General features: G+C 45.2%; 23 protein-coding genes. 8 read left to right on the top strand and 15 right to left on the bottom strand.

Annotated features, from left to right (window positions below):
* Positions 1-21: 21 nt before the first annotated feature.
* From era to glgC, 6 genes are all read right to left on the bottom strand, one after another.
* On the bottom strand, positions 22-924 hold the full coding sequence (gene era / locus ACIGBN_RS02225; RefSeq protein WP_133001673.1) for a GTPase Era: 903 nt from the start codon (positions 922-924) through the stop codon (positions 22-24).
* A complete protein-coding gene (gene rnc, locus ACIGBN_RS02220) occupies positions 924-1,601 on the bottom strand; it encodes a ribonuclease III (protein WP_133001674.1) in 678 nt (225 codons plus the stop codon). Before rnc ends, era begins: the two co-directional genes overlap by 1 nt.
* 17 nt (positions 1,602-1,618) lie before the next feature.
* Positions 1,619-2,443: a signal peptidase I gene (gene lepB, locus ACIGBN_RS02215; RefSeq protein WP_133001675.1), complete on the bottom strand. Its 825-nt coding sequence runs from the start codon at positions 2,441-2,443 to the stop codon at positions 1,619-1,621.
* Between the two features lie 53 nt (positions 2,444-2,496).
* On the bottom strand, positions 2,497-4,302 hold the full coding sequence (lepA, locus tag ACIGBN_RS02210; RefSeq protein WP_133001676.1) for a translation elongation factor 4: 1,806 nt from the start codon (positions 4,300-4,302) through the stop codon (positions 2,497-2,499).
* A gap of 275 nt (positions 4,303-4,577) precedes the next feature.
* A complete protein-coding gene (locus ACIGBN_RS02205; RefSeq protein WP_133001677.1) occupies positions 4,578-5,210 on the bottom strand; it encodes a riboflavin synthase subunit alpha in 633 nt (210 codons plus the stop codon).
* Positions 5,211-5,522: 312 nt separating this feature from the next.
* The gene (gene glgC, locus ACIGBN_RS02200; protein ID WP_396663413.1) at positions 5,523-6,779 is read right to left on the bottom strand and encodes a glucose-1-phosphate adenylyltransferase; all 1,257 of its coding nucleotides are present in this window, start codon (positions 6,777-6,779) and stop codon (positions 5,523-5,525) included.
* A gap of 89 nt (positions 6,780-6,868) precedes the next feature.
* Here glgC and glgA point away from each other — a divergent pair, with 89 nt between their 5' ends.
* The gene (gene glgA, locus ACIGBN_RS02195; protein WP_243711902.1) at positions 6,869-8,302 is read left to right on the top strand and encodes a glycogen synthase GlgA; all 1,434 of its coding nucleotides are present in this window, start codon (positions 6,869-6,871) and stop codon (positions 8,300-8,302) included.
* Positions 8,303-8,329: 27 nt separating this feature from the next.
* Here the strand turns inward: glgA and ACIGBN_RS02190 are convergent, their stop codons facing one another.
* Together ACIGBN_RS02190 and ACIGBN_RS02185 are read right to left on the bottom strand one after the other, a co-directional pair.
* Positions 8,330-9,178, bottom strand: coding sequence for a substrate-binding periplasmic protein (locus ACIGBN_RS02190; RefSeq protein ID WP_396663411.1), 849 nt, complete (start codon positions 9,176-9,178; stop codon positions 8,330-8,332).
* A 63-nt stretch (positions 9,179-9,241) separates the two neighbouring features.
* Positions 9,242-11,515, bottom strand: coding sequence for a transglycosylase domain-containing protein (locus ACIGBN_RS02185; protein WP_396663409.1), 2,274 nt, complete (start codon positions 11,513-11,515; stop codon positions 9,242-9,244).
* A gap of 394 nt (positions 11,516-11,909) precedes the next feature.
* Between ACIGBN_RS02185 and ACIGBN_RS02180 the strand changes: the two genes are divergently transcribed.
* From ACIGBN_RS02180 to modC, 5 genes are all read left to right on the top strand, one after another.
* A complete protein-coding gene (locus ACIGBN_RS02180) occupies positions 11,910-12,260 on the top strand; it encodes a Rieske 2Fe-2S domain-containing protein (protein ID WP_133001681.1) in 351 nt (116 codons plus the stop codon).
* 83 nt (positions 12,261-12,343) lie between these two features.
* The gene (gene grxB, locus ACIGBN_RS02175) at positions 12,344-12,997 is read left to right on the top strand and encodes a glutaredoxin 2 (RefSeq protein WP_396663407.1); all 654 of its coding nucleotides are present in this window, start codon (positions 12,344-12,346) and stop codon (positions 12,995-12,997) included.
* 38 nt (positions 12,998-13,035) lie between these two features.
* Positions 13,036-13,788 carry a molybdate ABC transporter substrate-binding protein gene (gene modA / locus ACIGBN_RS02170; RefSeq protein ID WP_396663405.1) on the top strand — a complete coding sequence of 251 codons (753 nt, stop codon included), beginning with the start codon at positions 13,036-13,038 and terminating at the stop codon, positions 13,786-13,788.
* A 12-nt stretch (positions 13,789-13,800) separates the two neighbouring features.
* Positions 13,801-14,496: a molybdate ABC transporter permease subunit gene (gene modB / locus ACIGBN_RS02165; RefSeq protein ID WP_396663403.1), complete on the top strand. Its 696-nt coding sequence runs from the start codon at positions 13,801-13,803 to the stop codon at positions 14,494-14,496.
* Positions 14,497-14,498: 2 nt separating this feature from the next.
* Complete coding sequence (gene modC, locus ACIGBN_RS02160; RefSeq protein ID WP_133001685.1) at positions 14,499-15,578, top strand: molybdenum ABC transporter ATP-binding protein; 1,080 nt, start codon at positions 14,499-14,501, stop codon at positions 15,576-15,578.
* A 38-nt stretch (positions 15,579-15,616) separates the two neighbouring features.
* On the opposite strand, the gene ACIGBN_RS02155 is transcribed toward modC, so the two are convergent.
* Complete coding sequence (locus tag ACIGBN_RS02155; protein ID WP_396663400.1) at positions 15,617-16,255, bottom strand: HD domain-containing protein; 639 nt, start codon at positions 16,253-16,255, stop codon at positions 15,617-15,619.
* Between the two features lie 154 nt (positions 16,256-16,409).
* On the opposite strand from ACIGBN_RS02155, the gene ACIGBN_RS02150 reads away from it, so the two are divergent.
* Positions 16,410-17,348, top strand: a complete 939-nt coding sequence (locus ACIGBN_RS02150; protein ID WP_133001686.1) for a nucleoside recognition family protein — start codon at positions 16,410-16,412, stop codon at positions 17,346-17,348.
* Between the two features lie 112 nt (positions 17,349-17,460).
* On the opposite strand, the gene ACIGBN_RS02145 is transcribed toward ACIGBN_RS02150, so the two are convergent.
* Positions 17,461-18,069 (bottom strand): OmpW family outer membrane protein, encoded by a 609-nt coding sequence (locus tag ACIGBN_RS02145; protein WP_396663398.1) that lies wholly within the window; start codon positions 18,067-18,069, stop codon positions 17,461-17,463.
* A gap of 327 nt (positions 18,070-18,396) precedes the next feature.
* Between ACIGBN_RS02145 and ACIGBN_RS02140 the strand changes: the two genes are divergently transcribed.
* Positions 18,397-19,278, top strand: a complete 882-nt coding sequence (locus ACIGBN_RS02140) for a carboxylate/amino acid/amine transporter (RefSeq protein ID WP_396663396.1) — start codon at positions 18,397-18,399, stop codon at positions 19,276-19,278.
* A 65-nt stretch (positions 19,279-19,343) separates the two neighbouring features.
* Here the strand turns inward: ACIGBN_RS02140 and ACIGBN_RS02135 are convergent, their stop codons facing one another.
* The 5 genes from ACIGBN_RS02135 to ACIGBN_RS02115 form a co-directional block, all read right to left on the bottom strand.
* Positions 19,344-20,027, bottom strand: a complete 684-nt coding sequence (locus ACIGBN_RS02135; protein WP_396663394.1) for a DUF2057 family protein — start codon at positions 20,025-20,027, stop codon at positions 19,344-19,346.
* A gap of 317 nt (positions 20,028-20,344) precedes the next feature.
* Complete coding sequence (locus ACIGBN_RS02130) at positions 20,345-20,473, bottom strand: hypothetical protein (protein WP_279433429.1); 129 nt, start codon at positions 20,471-20,473, stop codon at positions 20,345-20,347.
* A 151-nt stretch (positions 20,474-20,624) separates the two neighbouring features.
* Positions 20,625-22,040, bottom strand: coding sequence for an esterase-like activity of phytase family protein (locus ACIGBN_RS02125; protein WP_396663393.1), 1,416 nt, complete (start codon positions 22,038-22,040; stop codon positions 20,625-20,627).
* 192 nt (positions 22,041-22,232) lie between these two features.
* The gene (locus tag ACIGBN_RS02120) at positions 22,233-22,667 is read right to left on the bottom strand and encodes a hypothetical protein (protein ID WP_396663391.1); all 435 of its coding nucleotides are present in this window, start codon (positions 22,665-22,667) and stop codon (positions 22,233-22,235) included.
* 228 nt (positions 22,668-22,895) lie between these two features.
* Positions 22,896-24,500 carry an isocitrate lyase gene (locus ACIGBN_RS02115; protein WP_133001692.1) on the bottom strand — a complete coding sequence of 535 codons (1,605 nt, stop codon included), beginning with the start codon at positions 24,498-24,500 and terminating at the stop codon, positions 22,896-22,898.
* Positions 24,501-24,567: the final 67 nt, after the last annotated feature.

Genomic DNA, 24,567 nt, shown 5'->3' with positions numbered 1-24,567 from the left:
TTACCCTTTCTGATATCCAAACTATTCTTCCTGATAACCCAAACTTGCCAAAGCACGCTCATCATCAGACCAACCGGAACGCACCTTAATCCATAGGTTTAGCATCACCTTATGCTGAAACAGGTTTTCCATATCGATGCGGGCTTCTTTGCCGATCAACTTGATCTTATCGCCACGTTCACCAATGATAATGCGCTTTTGGCCATTTCGCTCAACCAGAATCAATGCACTAATGTGAATCGCCGATTCCTCAAAGACAAACTCTTCGATTTGAACCGCGACTTCATAAGGCACTTCTTGCCCCAATTGACGGGTGATTTTTTCACGGACAATTTCGGCCGCTAAAAAACGCGAACTGCGATTGGTGATTTGATCTTCAGGGTAAAACGCCATCCCCTCAGGAATGTAGCTTTCTACCAAACGCTCAAGACGATCTAGATTCTTATTGCGCAACGCCGAAATAGGAACGATCTGAGAGAAATTCATACGCTCAGACAAGTTCGCTAAACGCGGTAATATGTCGTCTTTATTTTCAATTTGATCTACTTTATTCGCAACCAAAACAACAGGACAACGAGCGTGTTTTACTTTTTGCAAAACAGACTCATCTTCTTCCGTCCAGCGATCGGCGTCGACCACGAACAAAATTACGTCAACGTCTTTCAATGCCGCCGACGCCGTTTTGTTCATAAAACGGTTAATCGCTTTTGTCTCACCCAAATGCAACCCTGGTGTGTCTACATAGATGGCTTGAATATGCCCTTCTGTTTTCACCCCTAGAATCTGGTCTCGGGTTGTCTGAGGTTTACGTGACGTAATAGAAAGCTTCTGCCCCAAAATATGGTTCAATAAAGTGGATTTACCAACGTTTGGGCGACCAACAATGGCCACATAACCGCAATGAGTAATTTCGACGTCAGACATTATTTCTTTTCCAATTGTTTGAGCGCTTTGGTTGCTGCATTTTGCTCTGCAATTCGGCGACTATTACCTTTGCCTTCAATAGGCTCATCACTCAACTCGATCTGACAATGAACAAAAAAGGTTTGATCATGAGGCTCGCCCACTATCTGCACAACTTCGTATTGAGGTAAGCCATGCTTTCTTGCTTGCAAGAATTCCTGCAAACGCGTTTTTGCATCCTTTGTCACAATTTTAAGCGACGTGGCATCCAGACGCTCTTTATACCAAGCCAGTATGTGTTCACGACAAACGTCCATACCCGCATCCAGGTACATACCACCAATGATGCCTTCAACCGCATCGGCCAAGATTGAATCACGGCGAAAACCGCCACTTTTCAATTCGCCTGCGCCCAGTTTAAGAAAGTCACCCAACTGAAACTCACGCGCTAATTCTGCCAATGTGTCACCTTTTACCAAAGACGCTCTAAGGCGACTTAACTCACCCTCTTTCGCCTTTGGGAAACGATGAAATAAATCTTCCGCGATCACATAATTAAGAATGGAGTCGCCCAAAAACTCTAGGCGCTCGTTATTCTTCCCAGCAAAACTACGGTGCGTTAGCGCCAGCTCAAGCAGTCCAAGGTCAGCAAAAAAATACCCTATACGCCGACACAACTTCTGATACAGTGAACTCAAAATTTCTCCAAAAATACTTATTCAATCAAACCATTATTTTTAAAACTTGGGATACTCAAAAACTTATTCCAATGAAGCCACACATAAAAAGCTCGGCCCTTCAGATTTGCTTCCGGTACAAACCCCCACTCTCGGCTATCTGCACTGTTATCACGGTTATCCCCCATCACGAAATAATGACCTTTTGGCACTATCCAGTCACCATCAGGCGCACCATGATGATAAGAGTTATACGTTTCGTGCTGCTTACCACCTAAATCCTCTTGATAGACTTTTACCGGCTCTTGGTTAGGGTTTAGAGAAATCGGCAATTCCGCTAAGAACGCCTTACTAACGACCTCACCATTAACCATCAAGGTTTTGTTGTGATAACTGATCACATCGCCCGGCATCCCAACCAAACGTTTAATATAGTTTAGACTAGGATCACGAGGATATTTAAACACCACCACATCGCCACGCTTAGGCTCGGTTGTTTCTATGATTTTAGTGTTCAATACTGGTAATCGAATACCGTAATCAAATTTGTTCACCAAAATAAAGTCACCAATTTTTAACGTTGGCAACATAGATCCAGATGGAATTTGAAATGGCTCAACAACAAAAGAGCGCAGAAAGAAAATGACCGCAATGATGACAAAATAGGATTTAACTTCTGCCACATATTTAGGTGTATCGGCCAATAGAGGCAGATCGTTTTTCTTCAACGCCGAGCGAGCAGCCTCCGGCATATCTGCCAAGATAGCTTTGCGCTTTGGTGCGAACACAATACGGTCATACAACCAAAAAGCACCCGTAACCACGAAAGCAATGGTTAGTATTAATTCGAAATCAAGACCCATACATCTGTCTCCATAAAGGCATGAACAACATGCCTGTTCTATTGTCGCGACAATTAGCTATCGATTTTTAACGCCGCAAGGAAAGCAGATTGTGGCACTTCAACATTACCAACCTGCTTCATGCGTTTTTTACCTTCTTTCTGTTTCTGTAATAGCTTTTTCTTACGGCTCACATCGCCACCGTAACATTTAGCAATTACGTTTTTACGCAGCGCTTTTACCGTCGTACGAGAAATGACTTTTGCCCCGACAGCCCCTTGAATGGCGACATCAAACATTTGACGAGGAATCAATTCTTTCATTTTTTCACACAAAGCACGGCCTTTATATTGAACGTTATCCTTGTGCATGATCAAAGCCAGGGCATCGACGCGCTCGCCATTGATAAGCACATCCAAACGCACCAAAGGCGCAGGGCTAAAGTGGCTAAAACTGTAATCTAACGACGCAAAACCACGGCTGCAGGATTTCAATTTGTCGAAGAAATCCAACACCACTTCGTTCATTGGCAACTCATAGCGCAATTGCACCTGCTTACCAACGTACAACATGTCTTTTTGAATGCCACGTTTTTCAATACACAAGGTAATAACGTTGCCCAAATACTCTTGAGGCACCAAGATATTGGCTTCAACAATAGGCTCACGCATTTCTTTAATGGTGCCCGGATCAGGCATTTTTGAAGGACTATCAACGTTGATGATATCGCCGTTGTTTAACTCGACTTCAAACACAACCGTCGGCGCCGTAGTGATCAAGTCTAGGTCGTATTCGCGCTCTAAACGCTCTTGGATGATTTCCATGTGCAGCATACCAAGGAAGCCACAACGGAAACCAAAGCCCAATGCATCTGAACTTTCAGGCTCGAAGAAAAGAGACGCGTCGTTGAGCGTCAGTTTGTCCAGTGCCACTCGAAAGTCTTCGTAGTCATCAGAACTGACTGGGAACAGACCAGCGTAAACCTGAGGCTTCACTTTTTTGAAACCTTCAAGCTGAGCCACATCAGGTGTACTAGAATGGGTAATCGTGTCCCCAACTGGCGCGCCGTGAATGTCTTTGATGCCTGCGACAACATAGCCAACTTCACCCGCTTTCAAGACGCCTGTCTCTTTGCGTTTTGGTGTAAAGATGCCCGCCATATCCACAGGGTGAACCTGTTTAGTGGACTTAATGAAGATCTTGTCTTTTTTGCGTAATGTCCCTTGTTTGATACGCACTAAGGACACAACGCCTAAGTAGTTATCAAACCAAGAATCGATAATCAAGGCTTGTAATGGCGCATCAATATCGCCTTCTGGTGGCGGAATAGTCGCAACAAGGCGCTCAAGTACATCGTCCACACCCACACCGGTTTTCGCCGAACAGGTGACCGCGTCCATGGCATCAATGCCGATAATCTCTTCGATTTCAGCACAAACACGCTCTGGCTCTGCCTGTGGCAGGTCGATTTTATTGAGAACCGGCATAACTTCTAGGCCTTGCTCAATCGCGGTATAACAGTTTGCTACCGATTGAGCTTCCACACCTTGAGCCGCATCAACGACCAACAAAGCGCCTTCACAGGCCGCAAGTGAACGAGATACTTCATAAGAGAAGTCAACGTGTCCAGGTGTGTCGATAAAGTTAAGCTGGTAAGTTTGACCATCTTTAGCGTGATAATCCAAGGTCACACTTTGGGCCTTGATAGTAATACCACGCTCACGCTCAATATCCATTGAGTCAAGAACTTGCGCCGACATTTCCCGTTCACTCAAACCTTCACAGGTCTGGATGAAGCGGTCTGCTAACGTCGATTTACCGTGATCGATGTGGGCGATGATCGAAAAATTTCGTATGTGCTTAAGATTATTTGAAGACACTATTTACTCACACTTTAAAAGCGATATTTGGTTGAATAACGGTTAATAAACCACGACTGGCGTAGGCATTTTGCTCGCCACAGCCATTTTTTCGCGTAAAAACACAACAAAAACAGCCATCGTATCACTTATCAACAGATTCTCAGGATAGAAATTGGCGAGCATTCTACCGAAAATCAACCAACTACTCCATTTATTTAAAAGCATTGAGACTTTCTAGGGAAGTCTAATTCTAGCGTGCGCAACCCGCCAAATAGGGATACTTCCCCCTTAAACTAAGGCAAAACAATACCGCGCTCTTTTAATACGCGTTCAACCGTGTCAACCGTTGCTTGAGTGTGCGCATCAATTTCTAAATTTACTTTATCGCCCACAGCCAGTTGACCGAAGGTCGTTAAGCGTAAGGTTTCAGGAATAAGAGACACTTCGATCCAATCATCACCAATATTACTAATGGTTAAACTAGAGCCATTTAACCCAACATAACCTTTATCAAATAAATAACGGCGTGCATCAATTTCATGCTGGCGGTCTGTGGTAAAACGAATATGAACGCTTTCACCAACCTGCTCAATACGCGACACGGTAACAGAGGTCATAATATGGCCAGACATCACATGCCCACCCACTTCGTCACCCATTCTGGCCGCGCGCTCAAAATTCACAGAGTCACCCGCATTTAATAATCCTATATTGGTTAATGCCAAGGTGGTATCAATAACATCAAACGTCAATACATCATGCGCCAGCGCAGAAACCGTAAGACAAACACCATTAATCGCCACACTCGCACCAAGCTGTTGATCCATCATAACGCCAGCTGGAAAAAGAATATCCAAGCGTTTATTACGGCCAACCGTTTCAGATGATTTAACAGACGCCACGCCTTGAACAATGCCAGTAAACATGAAAGATCCTTATCGAATTTAGAAGTTTTTATCGTTAAAACAGCGCTAAGTAGATAACTTGCAGGCAAATGAAGAAGAAATGAACAGCTTAGCTCAAAGCGCCGCTACACCTGACGTAACGCAAGTTATCACACAGTCACTAATAGGGTTATCCACAGCATGCGGGGATAACCCAAACTGCTTTAGGAAATGCGATCAAAATTCCATTTTTCAAGGTTAAAAGCCAATTTGACCGATGACCTTTGTGCTGATACGCGACATTTAGCTTCCTATTGAGGAGGATACATAAGCTCACTCTCAATAGGATTGGGGTTATTTTTCCACAAGCGCTTCAATCATATCCTGAGTCACTAAAGTGATTCCGTCAGAATTACGATAAAAACGTGCACCATCTGCAATCGGGTCTTCGCCAATAACAGTGCCTTCAGGAATATGACAATCTGAGTCCACTACCACGCGATTTAAGCGACAATGGCGGCCAATATCACAGCGCGGGAGCACAACCGACTTATTCACATGAGAGTAGGAATTTACGCGCACATTATTAAACAGTATGGATTGCTCAACCGTAGAACCAGACACAATACAACCGGCCGACACCACAGAATTTAATGCCGTACCAATGCGCTCTTCGTAGTTGTAGTTGAATTTGGCCGCAGGACGCTGATACTGAGCTGTGCGAATTGGCCACTCTTCATCATAAAGATCCAACTCCGGCACCAGCTTAGTCAAATCCATATTGGATTCCCAATACGCCGTCAAGGTACCAACATCTCGCCAATAAGGCTTGTTAGGAAAGCTTTCATTGGCAATCACGCTATTGGAAAAATGGTGCGCTTTAATATTGCTACGACCAACAAACAGAGGAATAAGGTCTTTACCAAAATCATGGCTAGACGCGGCATCGATGGCGTCTGACTTAAGGTGTTCACAAAGAAACTTGGTGTTAAAGATGTAGATTCCCATGCTCGCAAGAGAGACATTAGGGTTGCCTGGCATGGTGGGTGGTGAACTGGGTTTCTCTTCAAAGGCAATAATATTGTCGTTTTCGTCAACATGCATGATGCCAAACTGATCGGCTTCTTGTACCGGCACCTCAATACAAGCCACGGTGACATCAGCGCCGCTTTCAATGTGCTCTTTGAGCATGATGCTGTAGTCTTGTTTGTAAACGTGATCCCCTGCCAAAATAAGCACGTATTCACTGTCTAAGCCATCAATCATGGTCAGATTTTGATACACGGCATCCGCTGTCCCTTGGTACCAGTTTCCGCCAGTTAGCTGCTGGGCAGGCCAGAGTTCAATAAACTCATTAAAATCAGAGCGCAGAAAGTTCCAGCCGCGTTGGACATGTTGATTAAGAGTATGGGAACGGTATTGAGTAAGGACAGCAATGCGACGCATGCCTGAGTTGATACAATTCGAAAGTGGGAAGTCGATTATTTTATATTTCCCTGCGATCGGAACAGCAGGTTTAGAGCGGTTATCCGTTAACTGCTTTAACCTGGAGCCTCTACCACCAGCAAGAATGATAGACAAAGTTTTCATACATGCGGTATTTAAATCCATAATTTACCCTTAAAAAGTTATCTACTAACTCTACTCCGAATTATATTTAGGTATACTATCCTGACCATGCCAAATCAATAAGATACGAGATGATGAGAATACTATTTGCCGCATCCGAAATTTACCCTTTGATAAAAACAGGCGGGCTTGCCGATGTTGCTGGTGCTCTACCAGTGGCCCTCAGAGCGAAAGGACACGATGTAAAACTTATCATGCCTGCTTACAAAGGCATATTAGAAAAAGTCGAACCTATCCATAAAAAAACCAATTTGGGCAACCCATTTGGGGTTGGTGACTTAATCCTGCTCGAAACACGTATCATAGAAAATGACACACCTATATTTCTTCTGCAATGCCAAGCTTTGTTTGAACGCGATGCTGGACCTTATGTCGATCAAGATGGCATAGACTATTCTGATAATCATTTACGCTTTGGCGCCTTCTCTTGGGCCATCGCCATGCTGGCTCAACATGGCCATCTAATTGGCTGGCAAGCTGACATACTGCACCTCAATGATTGGCAAACGGGGTTCGCAGCGGCGTATTTAAAAAGCTGGAAAATGAATCATATCCCCATCATCACCACAGTGCACAACCTACGTTATAACGGCAGCTTTGAGATGAATAAGTTCCCCGACATGAGGCTCTCTGGTGAACTTTTAAGCATTCATGGCCTCGAGTTTTATGGGCGTTTTTCTGGACTTAAAGCCGGCCTGGTTTACGCCGACGCGATTACCACAGTCAGCCCAACCTACGCTAAAGAAATCTTAACCAGCGACTACGGTGACGGCCTAGACGGAACGCTAAGAGCGATGCGCTATAAACTACATGGCATCTTAAATGGCGTCGATTACGAGCAATGGTCACCCGAGAAAGACAAACTCATTAAGCAAGCCTACGGAGTGGACTCTTTAGAAAACAAACTAACCAACAAACTCGCTTTATTAAAAGAAAACAACCTATCAGAAGACCCAAGCAAACTGGTCTTTGGGGTGGTTAGCCGTTTGACCGAGCAAAAAGGCCTCGACCTAGTGTTAGAAGCCATCCCGAGTCTATTGCAAAAAGGTTGCCGACTGATTGTATTAGGCTCTGGAGACAAAGCATTAGAAAGCGCCTATCTGGAATTGCAACAGCGCTACCCTGAGCAAGTATCGATCAGAATTGGTTACGACGAAGCCTATTCTCATCGGCTGCAAGCAGGTGTCGATGCGTTATTGATCCCATCGCGATTTGAACCATGTGGCCTTACTCAGCTCTACGCATTGAAATACGGCACCTTGCCGCTGGTTCGAAAAACAGGAGGATTAGCAGACAGTGTCTTTGAAGAAGGCGAGCACGCTAACGGCTTTGTGTTCGAGCACGCCAATCAAGCCGCACTGAACGACGCGTTATTGCGCAGTTTAGCCTGCTTTGAAGACATTCATGCCTGGCGAGAGAAACAACGCAATGCAATGGCTTATGACTTCAGTTGGGAAGGAACCACTGAGAAGTGGGAACAAGTGTACCGCGGTTTATTAAACTAAATACGCAACCAACGGCCGTCAGTCGCATCAGTCTTTGTTATTTAATAAGGCCGTCACCTTTAACCGCGACTGGCGCCACTCTTTAACCCCTTCTAGCAGGGCTTTTTCTGCCAAGCCCTGTTGATGCATACCATACAACGCCAGTGCAATTTTTCGCTTGATCGTCGGCGTATTACAAGGAGAGGCTTTCGACAACGTCAAATACAAGCCCTCACTACTCACAAAAGGCTGCACTGACTCTATTTGATTTTCAAACCCTAGCATCGATGCGTACGCGACACCTGGATTTTTTTCATACAGCACATAATCCACATTGTCCGCCATCAGCATTCGAAATGCCGTCGACACACTCGCAACCGAAAAAATATTTAATTTTTGCTGAGCAAAACTGTCAAACGCTTGCCCAAAACTGTTACTCATCACAGTCGCCCCCCACTTTCCTTCTAAATCTTCCTTGGAATGAAAAGGAAACGTTTTATCTTTTCGTTGCCAGACCACACTCGTGGTATGCAGTATTACAGGATAAAAGTAATCCATGTAACTCGCTCTTCTGTTGGTATAAAAGGCACCAGCAAGCATGTCTACTTGGCCTTTTTTCACAGAGGATAGCGCTTTTGACCAAGGACCAACGTCTTCCAAGGTAATAGGAATTTTAATACGACGACTTAACTCATCAATAATCAGGCGATTGGCGCCAAGAACGTGATGGCTGTTATCTGCTGCGCGCCAAAGAAAAGGAGGATACTCTAAATTCCCCGTCGCGGTGAGCGCTGAGCAAACACCCTCTACTTTCTTTTCAGCACTGACTGCATGGGAGAAGTTGCTGACAAAAGCGCCAGCGATCAAACAAAAAACAACGGCATTGTGTAATCCCATACCGCACACACTCCTTCCAACAAACAACGAGATAAAACATGCATTAGGTACAACCCAAGCGCATCAAAACGGCCATATACAAGACGAAGAGCTTTGAGGCTGGGTGCCTAATACAAACGCTAAGGACTCTTTATCATCACAACGATCGGCTGCAATTTCAAACGAACTGTTTAACACATTATAACGCGCGGCGCCTGACGGCAATGTTTCTGGCAAAGAACGTGGATTGGTATGCTCTGTAAAATCAATCCATACTTTTTGAGCGCCCGTAGCGCCGGTGATGTTCATCGGCTCGTTATCATCCATCCCCAACCAGACCGTACTCGCGTAATCGCCGGTAATACCTTCAAACCAACTGTCACGCAATTCGTTACTGGTGCCAGTCTTCGCAGCAAAGGTTAACCCTGGAAAACGATGCTGAGCGGCTCTTGCTGTGCCGATTTCGGGTACTTTGGTCATACCGTCCAAGGTCACTGCTAACAGCGCTTCAGTAAAGGGCACACTTGTTGAACGATCGAAGCGTTTAATCAAATGATCTTTTTGGTCCATCACCGCCAACACCACGCCCAGCTCGCTACTTTGTCCACGCGAGGCAATCGGTTGATACAATCTAGCCACTTCGAACGGAGAAAGCTCCAAGGCCCCCAACGCCATCGCCGGATGCATGGTAAATGGTCGTTTCACGCCCAGCTGTCTTAATGTGTCACCAACGCGGTCAAAACCTACCTGTTGCGCCAAGTTAATGGTCGCCAAGTTATAGGATTTCGCCATGGCTTCATAAAGATGCACGACCCCATGAGTCGTGCGATCATAATTCTCTGGCGCCCAAATTTTCCCCGCTATATCAAACCTTATGCGCTTGTCTTCGATGGGCGACCACCAGGTGAATTTCCCTGTCGCCAAGGCGGACATATAGAGTGGCGGTTTCACCAAAGATCCTATCGGTCGCACCGCCCCAAGAGCACGGTTAAAGCCGGAATAATACTTATCACTTGAGCCCACAATAGCACGCACTTGGCCATTCGTTCGGTCTGTTACCACCATGGCCCCTTGCAGCCCTTTTAATTTGCGACTGCGGCTAATCGCCCCAACTTGGCGACGCATCGCTTGGCTGGCCGCTTGCTGCGCCCTAATATCCACCCCTGTGTAAATGCGTAGATTTTCTGTGGCGAGTGTTTTCTGGTCAAAGTCACGGGACAATTGCATCGACACCAGGTCTAAATAGTCGCCGTAAACAGAGCGTTCTTTGTGTTTATCCGCAAGGCGAATCGGCTGCTTCACCAGCACATGATAATCAGAGTTAGTCAAACGACCTTGGTCTTTGAGTACCGCCAATACCGTGTTACGACGCGCCAATGCCCGTTTAGGGTGGCGCTCAGGATTGTATATAGAAGGCCCCTTAACCATGCCGACTAGCAGCGCAAACTCATCGATATTTAGCTCTTTTAACGGACGTCCAAAGAAATGCTGACTGGCTGCGGCAAAACCATGTAAGCCTTCACTACCGACCTGGGCCAAATACACTTCATTCATATAAGCGGTAATGATCGCCTGTTTCGAATAGTGATATTCCAACAACAGACTCATCACCACTTCGGTCAGCTTACGAGTATAGGTTCGCTCTGAGCTAAGAAACATGTTCTTAACCAGCTGCTGCGTTAACGTTGAGCCACCTTGACGTCTGGAACCGTGAGTGGCATTAACCCAAGCGGCACGCGCAATCCCAGTAGGAGAAATCCCCCAGTGATGATAAAAATCTCGGTCTTCTACCGTAGTAAGAATATCAATCAGCGGTTGAGGGATGTCCTCATAGGAAAGAATTTCCCGACGCTCGGTGTTACCGCCGTATAAAAAACCAATGCGCTGAGGCTCGATGCTTGCTTGCGCAACCAGGTCACCATTGAGCGAATGGATCGATAACTTTCCATCCTCGAAAGAAAATATACGACGTTCACTAGGGTGATAACCGGAATAATCGACATAGGAGCGCAAATGAGCACTGACTTTGGTGCGACTCCGAGCCGCCCAGCCTACTTTTTGGCTGTTACGCCCAAAACGATAACCCGTTTCTTGCAACAGCGCTTCGAGGTCGGCTTTTTTCCAAGGCGCGCCACTTTTGAGGTAAATGGGCGCACTGTAGACTTCAGAAGGCACTTGCCATTTCTGGCCTTCAAAGCGAGCCACCACTTTTTGATCAAGCCACCAGACCCAACCAGCAAAAGGTAGACTTCCTAACAAAGCAATAATCAGCCCCCATTTAAAAATGAAGCGCCAGAGTTTGCCAAAAAAGGAGCGCTTTGCTTTGCCTTTTGGTTTCTTTTTCGTTTTTGAAGTCATCGACTTACGTGGAGATTTTGAGGGGGTTTTATTAGCCATTTGAGGAGTATAAGGAGCTTATCTCTGGCTCGCAATAACGATTCACAAACTATTGTTTATTATTCAGATCATCGACAAAATTCCACCAATTAACCTGCTTTATATTGACAAGACCCATAACAATCTGACACTTTCATTAGTAGTCTATTGCAATGGATAAAGGAACATTTAACCATGACAATAAAAAGATGGCTCAATAAGGCCACACCAGCAATTAAACTTATACAAACGAAGAGTTCGATCGCCATGAATACGGTTTTGTTTGAGCATTTACATCGTCCTGTGAAAAAGCCAGCCGCACAGCGCTTGCGCTGGAATTCGACCTTTTCTTTGCCTACTACCATGTGGTCCTGTCATGTTTGATAAACACCTTATTCCAAATGCCCAACATTTATCTGAAGGCAGTACCCTGCACTTCCAAACTGATCGGACCGATTTTGTCATAGTGAAACAAAAAGGCGAGCTGTTTGCTTACGAGAATCGCTGCCCCCATCAAAAGCGGTCTTTAAACTGCTCAGCAGAGCCTTTTCTGGATGAAGAAGGGGATTATCTAAAATGCCACCATCATGGCGCTCTTTTCACGCCAACAGATGGTCAATGCATTGCAGGGCCTTGCCAAGGAAAAGCCTTAAAACGCGCAACACTGGGCGTTGAAAAAGGCAATTTTTATCTGCTCATTGGTGAAAGCAGCGCGGCAGTAGCCTAACGAACTTACCCTCACTAGGGTCAGCGAATATTTCTCGTCAGGGCTTCTGAATAACAATGTTGTTATAGCATTCGGAGAACTCGATGAAACTTTACCAATACCATCACTGTCCATTTTGCGTCCGTGTCGACATGATCGCAAACTACAAAGAGATCCCTCATGAGAAGGTGTATCTGCTAAATGACGATGAAGAAACCTGTCTGACATTAACAAACGCCAAAAAAGCCCCTATTCTCGAACATTCTGACGGCACTACCCTGTCTGATAACCTCCTGATTGCCAAGCATTTAGACACCATCGGCGACCCCCGTAAAATCATCCGAGGCGAGGCGAATAGCATCAATCAGCCATCCCCATTGAAGGAGGTTGAACAAGCCATTCGCTGCTTGGTGTTTCCTAGAATCATACTCTTGGGACTGCCTGAATTTGCCACTCAAAGTGCCCGAGATCATTTCCAATCGAAAAAAGAGAAAGACCTTCAACAAAGCTTTGAAAACGCCTTACTAGACTCTTCTAAATACAAAAAGCAAGTGGAACAAGCCTTAAACGCATTGTCACCACTGTCTCTGCCTTCGGATCATAACAACACCATCAGTTGGGATGATATACTCCTGTTTCCTATATTAAGAAGCCTTACTATGGTTTCTGGACTGCTCTTCCCTGAACCTATTCAGCGCTATTTGGAAGAGGTGTCCCGTATCACGTCCATCCACACCTACACTGACTTTGAGATTTAATAACTATGCTCCATGCTTTAATCAAAAAGAACGGCACTGTGTTCACATCGCTGCTGAAAATCATTACCCTAGGCGGCTTTATCGCTTTTACTGGCATCGCTTTTGCCGAACCTTTACGCCTAGCGGTAGCGTCAAATTTCACGTCGCCAATTCAAAAACTGGCGCCTATTTTCGAACAAGAAACAGGACACAAAATACAACTTTCCTTTGGCTCATCGGGTAAGTTCTTTGCACAAATTCAACACGGCGCGCCTTTTGACGTTTTTCTTTCTGCCGACCAAGCCAAACCCGACAAGCTGATTGAAAAAGGCTTAGCGCTAGAAAGCAGCCAAATCATTTACGCAAAAGGGGCGCTTGCTCTTTGGTCAGCCAGCCTTAAATCAGTAGAACCCGTAGACAAGACCCTACTAGAGGCTCGAAAAATCGCCATTGCGAACCCTAAATTGGCGCCTTATGGTAAAGCGGCAAAAGAAACGCTCACCAAACTGGCGCTCTGGTCTAAGCTGAAAAGCAAACTGGTGCAAGGGGAAAATATTGGGCAAACCTATCAATTTACCTACAGTAAAAATGCCGATGTGGGCTTTGTTGCCTTATCCCAAGTGCTTGCTGGTGACGTAAAAGGCCACTATTGGAAAGTGCCTAATTCCTATCACAGCGCCATCAAACAGTCCGCTGTGGTACTGTCAAGCTCTCATCAAAAAGAAGTCGCCAACGCCTTTTTAGCCTTTTTAATGCGCGCTGATATCCAGCAAAAAATTGCCAGCTTTGGCTACCAGACAACGCCACAATAAAGGCTTTTTAGCATGTCATTAAGCCCAGGTGACCTAGAAGCAATTTGGCTAACGCTGAAGCTTGCGGTATTGGTCACCAGTTTGTTATTAATCATAAGCACACCGATTGCTTGGTGGCTGGCGCGTACGCAATCTTGGTTAAAAGCGCCGATCAACGCCATTGTCGCTATGCCATTGGTGTTGCCGCCCACCGTACTAGGGTTTTATTTACTGCTTTTTCTAGGCCCTGATGGTACGCTCGGCTCAGCGCTAGACTCGCTCGGGCTGTCGCCCCTGCCCTTTAGCTTTAGTGGCTTAGTTGTCGCTTCCATGATTTATTCTTTGCCCTTTGTGGTGCAACCCATTCAAAATGCATTCTCAGCCATGGGTCAACGTCCATTAGAAGTCGCAGCCACATTACGAGCTTCCCCTTGGGACCGTTTTATCCACGTCGCGCTTCCTCTGGCAAAACCCGGTTACCTTAGCGCGGCGGTGCTGGGCTTTGCCCACACCGTAGGGGAATTTGGCGTTATTTTGATGATTGGCGGTAATATCGAAGGGGAAACACGCGTGCTTTCTGTGCAGATTTACGACCATGTAGAAGCGCTAGAATACGGCCAAGCCCATCTCCTCTCCTTGCTTATGGTGGCCTTTGCTTTTTGTGTTTTAGCGCTGCTTTATTCGCTGCAAAAACGCACTAAAAGCACCCCTCATTTTGGGCCTTATTAATAATGACTGATTTGACAATACGCCTAACCAAACAGCATTCTGACGATTTTTCTTTATCGGTTAATCTAGATTTACCAAACCAAGGAGTGACGGCGTTATTTGGTCGCTCAGGCTCAGGTAAAACAACACTTCTGCGCTGTATTGCGGGCTTAGAAAGAAGCGAAAACAGCGACATCAGCCTAAACGGTGAACGCTGGCAAAGCACAACAAACTGGCTCCCTGCCCACAAACGCCCGATAGGTTATGTTTTTCAAGAAGCCAGCTTATTCCCTCATCTAACCGCTAAGGGAAACCTCGACTTTGCGATAAAAAGAGCCGACGCCAAGCGCACCATCATTGATTATGCGGATGTCATCGCCTTAATGGGTCTGCAGCCACTGCTAGCAAAATACCCAAATCAATTGTCGGGAGGGGAACGTCAACGTATCGCCATCGCGCGTGCGCTATTAATCCAGCCGAAATTATTGCTAATGGACGAGCCTCTGTCCGCTTTAGATGATTCTTTAAAACAGGACATACTCCCTTATCTGGAAGCTTTATGTCACCGCGTGCAAATTCCCATTCTATACATTAGCCACTCTATCGATGAGGTCATTCGCCTAGCCGATCATCTGGTTATTTTAGAAAATGGAAAAGTCATCGAGCAAGGCGCAACCCAAGCCGTACTTGGACAATCCCCCACGGCGCTAGCTCAAGGTCAAGACACCAGTGTGCTTATCTCAGGCACGGTTATTGAACAGAATGATGAATGGGGGCTATCGACCTTACACTTTGACAATCATCAGATGATGGTCAAACAAGGCCGTGAAAAAATAGGCGACACTGTACGCTTAAGAGTGCAATCAAGAGACGTCAGCATCTCACTTTCCCATGCAGACAATTCAAGTATTTTAAATCGCTTACCGGTATTGATCGATGAACTGATCAAAGACCCGCAAGACTCAAGCACTATGATGGTCAGAATGCTCGCAGGAAACACGCCTATTCTGGCCAACATTACCGCCTTGTCCGCCCAACGCTTAAATTTACACCAAGGTCAGGCCGTCATCGCGCAAATCAAATCTGCGGCGGTGTTACGCTGACCATATTGCGTCAAGGGTAGCCGAAGAGAGAGGCTTTATTAGATTTCTTCAGCCAGCTGGCGTAGAAAATCGCGCATGAAGTTTTCTCTTGATTTGCCCTCTTTTCGCGCCGCGCTCGTATTTAGGGTGTCAGCAATGTGAAAGAGTTTTTTATAAAAATGATCAATACTGAAAGTGACATCGTCCGCTTGACGCTGCTCACAAAAAGGATCGTGTAAAGAATACAAACGACGCCCAAGCGCGCCACTCACTTGCATGCAACGCGCCACGCCAATCGCACCTAACGCATCAAGACGGTCGGCATCTTGTACTATTTTAGCTTCTAGCGTTTCAGGGGACACATTGGCACTAAAACTATGGGCGCGTATCGCATGGTGAATCGCTGCATGATATTGCGACGGATAGCCAATATCAGATAAGAACTCAACCGCCTTATCGGCCGCTATGGTTGACGCTTTGGCTCTATCTGGATGGTTCTTCGGCACAGAAAAGCAATCGTGCAACCAAGCCGCTGGCACAACAATCGCCCACTCTGCCGCTTCTTCTAGCGCCAATTTTTTGGCGACGCGAACCACTCGCTCTATGTGGTGAATATCATGGGCGACATCTGCTATGCTGGCTTGCTCGATAAAATCACGGCACTTGTGTTCGTATGCCATGAGCCAAGTATCAGACATAAATCATTCTCTTTTTGCGTTGGGTGTTGCGCATCATACTCGTATTCAAGGCGAAGTTTAAGAACGATCAAAACAAAGCAAGCCTTCTATTTAGCGCGTTTTTTCTATACATTGCCGCTCTATTGCTGTTTTTTACTATCAACAGGAACACTTGATGGACCAGTTTATTTCTCTTGTACTCGTCTCCGGTAAAGCGGGACTTGATATGGCCTTGTACATTTTATTGCCCATGATGGTTATCATGCTCGCCATTATGAAACTGCTTGATGCTAAAGGTGTTTTAAGTTGGCTATGCGATAAAATTGCACCAGTTACTCGTCTATTTGGTATTCCTGGACTCGGCGTTTTTGCCGCGTTAAAAATCACCTTCGTAAGTTTTGCCGCGCCCATCGCAACCTTGTCCTTAATGGATAAGAACGGCACCAACGAGCGTCACTTGGCAGCCACCATCGCGATGGTACTCGCCATGTCACAAGCCAACGCGGCGTTTCCATTAGCCGCTGTCGGGCTTAATGTCGGTATTTTAATCGCGACTTCGTTTGTGGGTGGGTTAGCCGCGGCGGCCGTCACCTATTACCTGTTCACAAAAAGTTGGGATAGTAGAGAAGTCACCGATGAAGACAATACCGCCCCCGCTCATTATGAAGGGAAAAAGAGCGTCTTACAGATTTTGTCTGACGGTGGACAAGAAGGTATGCGCTTGGCGCTCGGCATGATTCCTATGCTGATTATTGCGATCTTTTTTGTCAATTTACTCAAAGCTCTCCATGTCATTGACTATTTAGCGCCTCTTCTAGCCCCAGCACTTAGCCTAATCCATTTGCCTGAAGCCAGTGTTTTACCACTCGTCACCAAATTTATCGCAGGTGGCACCGCTTACGTTGGCATCACCATCGACTTAGTCAAACAAGGTGCCATTAGCGTTACAGAACTTAATCGCATGGCTGGATTTGCGACCAATCCTCTTGATATCGCAGGCATTGCTATTTTCGCTGCCGCCGGAACACGCATTAACAAAGTGATGCGTGTGGCCATATACGGCGGCCTGATCGGCATGCTATTACGCGGCGTATTGCACTTAATCATTTTCTAAACCGCGCCTTTATAAACACGTTTTGCCAGACACTTTTTCCAGACAATGCAAAACGCCCCTGCATGATGACACATCAATACAGGGGCGCTTTAGTGGTTTAACACATCACATTTTAAAAGGTGTAACCCACACCGAGCATAACGGAGACAGGGTCAATTTCTGTATGGATAGTTCCTATGGCAGTACGTACATCGGTATCAATGTCCATGTACCAAATTGACGCATTCGCAAACCAGTTTTCTGCAAATTTTGCATCCACCCCTGCTTGAACCGTCCAACCCATTGAGTCATCTACGCTAACATCTGTTCCAGACAAAGCCCCTTTGCCTTTTTCATCAAAGAAAAAAGTGTAATTCACACCAGCACCAACATAAGGGCGAATTTTGCTGTTCGCTTGAGCAAAATAATATTGCACCATCAAAGACGGTGGCAATTGAGACACCTCGGCAACTTTATCACCGTCAAGCTTAACGTCATGAGTAAAAGGGGTCGCTAACAACAGCTCAACACCAATATTGTCTGTTGCCATGTAAGTAAAGGTCGCCGCTAATTGAGTGTCGTCATCAATTTTCAGCTCATTACCACCAACGTCATCACTGCTCTCATTCGGCATCACAATCGCGGCACCACCACGGACGAAAAAATCGCCTTCATTATGAGCAAGCACAACAGAAGAGCAAAGAGCAGAAACAAGGGCAACAGGGATAAATGCTTTCATCATCAGATTCCTTTTTTGGTCAAACGAAATATCAATGACCAGCAAGGTAACAAGTCTGATGAGAATAAATCTTAATCTAGATCAAGGTTTTCCGGAGGCAAGCCGACAAGCACAACAAAACCTGAATCTAGATCAATAAAAAACAACTCTTTAGCCGTCCTAACTCGTTACTCACCCCATCACCATTATGGTTTTATACGGCTAAACAATGACACTGCTAAAAAAACCACATTAGTAAACCTGAATTTTATTTTTGGTAAACAGATTTACCAAAATTATCAAAGTCGTTAAACTTAGCGTCACTTTTGATGAACTTTCTGGAATTTAACCATGTCAATACTTATTGCCGTCACTTTTTTATGGGCATTCTCATTTAGCCTGATCGGCGTTTACCTAGCGGGGCAAGTGGATGCTTGGTTCTCGGTATTAATGCGCGTCGCCCTCGCCACTCTCGTCTTTTTACCCTTCTTAAAATGGCGTCAAATAGAAGCTAAAACCGCCTTGTTACTGATGCTATGTGGTGCCTTTCAATTGGGCATTATGTATGGCTTTTATTACCAATCCTTTTTATATCTATCCGTGCCAGAAGTATTACTCTTTAGTGTTTTGACGCCTATCTATGTGACATTGATCAATGGTCTATTCGCTAAACAATTTAACCCAGGCTTTATTTTTAGTGCTGGCGTTGCTGTCTTAGGCGCTGTCGCTATTCGCTACCAAGGTGTGGATGAAGGCTTTATCAAAGGCTTTCTGATTGTCCAAGGTGCCAATATTTGCTTTGCTGTTGGTCAAGTGGGTTATAAACGGATAATGGCAAAAAGCACCATCGATTTGCCCCAAAGAGCCATATTTGGCTGGTTCTTTATTGGCGCATTAATAGTCGTTACGCCATGCTTTTTGTTACTAGGAGACTTAGATAAATTACCAACAACACCATTACAGTGGGGCATATTAACCTACCTTGGTATTATTGCTTCTGGGGTGGGATATTTTGCTTGGAATCGCGGCGCAACACTGGTGAACATTGGTACTCTTGCTATTTCTAACAATCTGCTCATACCTGCCGGCATCCTAGTCAACCTGATATTTTGGAATCGTGACGCTGACCTAATACGTCTTTCAATTGGCGGCGCAATCATGCTTTTTGCCCTATGGATTAATAAGCAATTTACTAAAAGTCGAGTAACACAAACATCCGTCAAAGCGGTATAAATAATCTCCAAACGAAAAAAAACCTGCTCTCTGGCAGGTTTTTTTACATCTATAAGGCTACAAAATTACTGAACTAACCAAACTTGGAAGGCTTTACGCTCAGTTGGCGTGGCTTTATTGAACCAGAATGTCAGCATTTCAAATTGTGTGTTTTTCGCTTTTGGTTGATGCGTATTATCTACCATCCAGATGCGGAAATCTTTGCGCGTTGCCGCGTCAGATTTATTAAACCAGAACTGCATCATCTGGAACTCATTGGTTTCAGCCACTTCTTTTGGTGGTGGTGTTGGTGCGTAAGTCGCTGCAGAGCTCGCGGCATTCGCGGCTTTCACACCTGTGAAGACTTTAATTTCTTCTAGGTAATTTCGTGTTGGTTGAAAGCCCGGTTTCATCGGTAGCATCTGATCTGTGTAATCATATTTGCTGCCAGTTTTTGCATCTACAATAGTAAAGGTAGGTTTGTCTGCGTAGTCCGATGCTTGTTGATCTTTGCGGATAAAAGGCGCTTTAAGCTCAAGCTTGGTGTCTTGCTCTACATCAAAATCGATGATGATAGGCTCTGATCTGTATAGATTCAAATCGTCGCTATTGCGGATGTTTTGGTTATAACGAACAACAACTTGGTGATGACCTTTATCAAGTTTAATATCAAAATCAGAACCAAATTTACTGGTGTCTTTAAGGTCAACGTACATAATTTCGTATGAAACTGGGACTTTAAATTCTGCGGCCATCGCATGAGTTGTCATAGCTCCAAGTAGAATCGAGCTAGCTAAAAGTCTAGTGTGCTTAAAACGCATATTTGGCTCCCTAAAAGCGCGATTTGTGCCGACCACAAATCTATCTTAAGTGATGTTATTATTCGAATAATGGTCCGAACTCTGTTGTATTGCTTCAATCTACCATAAAGCTAAAAATAGTTGAGGATTTTCTTCTGTTTTGGCGCGTAATTAATACTGATTTGTCCATTTTTCTTGATAAAAAACAATCTATTAAATCATAAAGGTCGAATACGAATAACCCCAAACCCTAGACACAAAAAAAAGCGCCGCTGCGCTTTTTTTGATTACCGGCTATGTACTCGACCACCGTGCCCACCGCCATGATGTCCATGCGGCATAAACACACACGCGGTTAACCCGACTAACAAGGACGCTAACACCATCGCTTTCATCATTCGTTTTGCTGATTTCATAAAAAGCTCCTCTTCACCAATAATAAAGACGAGTCTAAAGCTTCTTGAGGCTAGCCGTAAATAAGACCAAGCAAATTGTCTCACGGTATCCTCAATGATCACTAAAAAACGCAAAATTTCTGACAAAAGTTCTCAAAATCAGAGAACAAGCCTACTCTGTAGCAAACAAGTCGGTATCAATTATGTACAGGCGGTTGCCATCCACTTGCTGTTTATCAAGGTATTTTTGCTCTAACTTACCTTTTGTAGACCAGGTCGCAAAGTCGTCATCGTTTAAAATGCCCAAATGGTGTGAATCAATCACCCATAGGCCTTCCATTTTATCGTGTGGGTAATTCACGGCTTTCACCACATCTACCACCAAGGTTTTCTCAACCGGTTTCATGCCTTTTTCGGCCAATGCTGCCCAGCCTTTTTTCTCTACAAATTGCTCTAGGGTCAATCCGTCTATCATCAACCCATGGCGAGGGTCACGTGTAATAGAAGACGATAAAGGGACGCTAGACAATGGTGTGCCTGTCGTAAGGTCGATGCGGTAAATATGCTTTTGAACATTCGGGTTAGCGTCGCCATCTAATCCGCCAAGTAAAAAACCACCATCACGTTCATCCACTAAAAACTCATGACTGTTGAGCGCGGCTAGCTCAGAGTTCGAATTTTGCTTTTTCTCTTGGCGATACAAATACTGCTCAGATTGGCCATTGTCTAATCGAATACTGACCAGACGCGTTAAATCCCCTTTTTGCGCGGCTTTATTCGGATTCGCTAAAGTCGATTGCATAATGCCCACCAGCGTCTTTTCATCTGGTGTAATGGCTAAACCTTCCATACCACGGTTCGCGCGACGATATTGGAATACTGCAGGCAAATGGAAACGGTCCCTGCTGTCGTTTTTAAAGGCGTTTATACGACCCATTTCAACGCCATTAGCATCGAAATGAACTATGTGTGGGCCATATTCATCACTCACCCAAAAGGTGCCATCTTTTAGCGCAACCAACCCTTCCCCATCAAGACCGTAATCATCCAACTTAATGGGATTGCTGACTTTATTGTATGGCTTGTTGGGGTTCTCCAAGATGGCATTGCCTTTGGCATCGTATGGCGTTTCTCCCGTTCCGCCTAACGCGGATGAATTGGGCAAACCGCTTATCAAGGTACCGTCTGGGCGTTTCAATAGGATATCTTTACGCTGCTTAATCACGCCATTTGGCATCACTTCAAACAAACCAATACGAGGCGTGTAATCCGCTACAGGGAACATCTTTCCTTTCCCTAGATCACCAGTAAAAGCGGCATTTGGGCCACGATCTGTTAACGCATAAAACTGATTGGCATGATGAGGGTTCCCTGTCATTGCCGAACCGTAGCCACCGTTACGAATGTCAAATACTTTACCGCTTCTTGCATCCAATAAGTCGTTGCGTAAAACCCGATAAGGCAGCGGACTGCCCTCTTGTGGAAAAGACGTGGTAAAACTCGTATCGGCTGTTTTTGTCATTGTGCTAGTGCAACCAGCTAACACACCAGCGGACACTAAGCCGACGAGCAAAGCGTTATATTTCATCTTGTGTATCCTTCAAATGCGAACATCGTAGACGGTTAATTGCTATCCCATCAAAATACACAGAATCGATGACACTTTAATGAACACACTATGTCATCGCCTAACAAGGTGTCCTAACTTCCATAAAAAAACCTGAGTATGGTTGCCCAACGCTCAGGTTTTTTATTAGACAATGCTGCACCATTGACTCGATCAAGGCACCACAGAACCGCCGCCCCTATGATCTCCGCCTAAGTACACTTCTTCGTCTGCGCCAGTTTCTGAGCTTTCTTGAAGATCACTGCTTTGTTCCACGCTCGCCGAGTTTTCTGCAATAGAAGAGGTTTGAGTCGCTTTTTCCTCAGAGCTCGCTGCGCTGTCGGTTGCTACACCAGATAAAGGTCCCGTTGGGCCTCCACCACGATGATCACCGCCAACATAAGGGGCGTTTTCGTCTTGCTCGGCTTTTAGGTCTTCAGGGTCTATTTTGTTAGCTATTTCCGTGCCCGTTAATGGCCCCGTAGGCCCACCGCCACGATGATCGCCACCTTGGTATCCATTGTTTGAGAATAAAGAGCAGCCTGTCAGCACCATAGTAATGGCTGAGACAATGGTCGCTGTTTTCAATCTATTCTGTGTTACGTCCACCACATTGCTCCTATAAAACAGATAGGCGCAATGCTAAGTAGCTTAAAGAGGAAAGGCAAACAAAGTATTAAAGACATTCGAATTAAACTATTTAATAGACAAAAAAAGGCCAGCAATCACATCATTGCTGGCCTTACAAAGGTCTATTAAGGAAACTCTTTATTAGGATCTTTTTAGAACAACATCATTCTAAGATCTCTTTACAGAACTCAGCTTCTTAAGATTTCCTTAAGAAGATACGGCGAACTGATTCATCGTATTGTCTTTGCCTGATGCTTTTAGCGCTTGTGCACCAGAGAAGTACTCTTTATGGTCATCGCCTATGTTTGAGCCAGACATGTCCTGATGCTTCACACAGGCCAGACCTTGACGAATTTCTTTGCGCTGCACTTCTTTCACGTAACCCAACATGCCTTGCTCGCCAAAGTAGTCTTTCGCTAAATTGTCAGTAGACAAGGCCGCGGTATGGTAAGTCGGCAAGGTAATCAAATGATGGAAAATACCCGCTTGCTGCGCGGCGTCTCTTTGGAAGCAACGAATACGCTCATCCGCTTCATCCGCCAATTCTGTGCCATCGTATTGAGAAGACATCAACTGATCACGCTGGTAATCGGCCGTGTTTTTACCTTCTTCCAACCAAGCATCAAATACTTGCTGACGGAAGTTTAACGTCCAGTTAAACGATGGGCTGTTGTTGTAAACCAATTTGGCATTAGGCACGACATCACGGATACGGTTTACCAACTCAGCTATTTGGCCGATATGAGGCTTTTCCGTTTCGATCCACAACAGATCCGCACCATTTTGCAACGACGTAATACAATCCAATACCACACGATCTGCACCAGTATCCGCTTTAAAGCGTACTAAACCATTTGGCAAACGGGTCGGTTTGATCAAACGATCGCCTTGTTTAATCGCCATATCACCCGATTGCATGTCAGCCAATGAGTTCACTTCTTCCCCATCTAGGTAGGCATTGTATTGATCCGCCAAATCACCTGGCTCACGAGACACTGGGATTTTTTGCGTTAAGCCTGCCCCTAATGAATCCGTACGAGCAACGATCACACCATCGTCAACGCCCAACTCCATAAAGGCATAGCGTACCGCGTTAATTTTCGCTAAGAAGTCCTCATGAGGCACGGTTACCTTGCCATCTTGGTGACCACACTGTTTGGCATCAGACACCTGATTCTCGATCTGAATACAACATGCGCCCGCTTCGATCATTTTTTTCGCTAGCAAGTAGGTCGCTTCTTCATTACCAAAACCTGCATCTATATCGGCGATAATAGGCACTACATGGGTTTCAAAATTATCAATTTGCGTTTGCGCCGCCTGCTCACGCACCTGATCACCGGCGGCACGAGCCTCGTCCATTTCTTTAAATAAATGCTGTAGCTCACGAGCATCCGCTTGCTTCAAAAAGGTATAAAGCTCTTCGATCAAGGCCGGCACAGACGTTTTTTCATGCATAGACTGATCAGGTAAAGGCCCAAATTCAGAACGCATGGCCGCCACCATCCAACCAGATAGATACAGGTAACGACTGCGCGTCGTACCAAAGTGCTTCTTAATAGAGATCATTTTTTGTTGGCCGATAAAACCATGCCAGCACCCCAAAGACTGAGTGTAATTGGCCGCGTCTTTATCGTAACTTGCCATGTCTTCACGCATGATCTTAGCCGTGTATTTTGCAATGTCTAAACCACTGGTAAAACGATTCTGCAATTGCATTCTGGCCACATTTTCAGGGTTAATCGCCCCCCATGTGCCTTGTTGCTGAATAGTTTGTGCTGCCTGCTGAGTTTTGTTTTTGTAAGTTTGCATGGTTAAGCTCTCTTATTTAGGGTTAGGTTTTTAGTCTCTTTGGCGACTGCCAACATCGTTTAAATCA

This window comes from Marinomonas sp. NPDC078689 (genome assembly GCF_044542435.1).
In the GTDB taxonomy this organism is placed as follows: Bacteria; Pseudomonadota; Gammaproteobacteria; order Pseudomonadales; family Marinomonadaceae; genus Marinomonas; species Marinomonas arenicola.
This window is presented reverse-complemented; position numbering and strand designations above follow the sequence as displayed.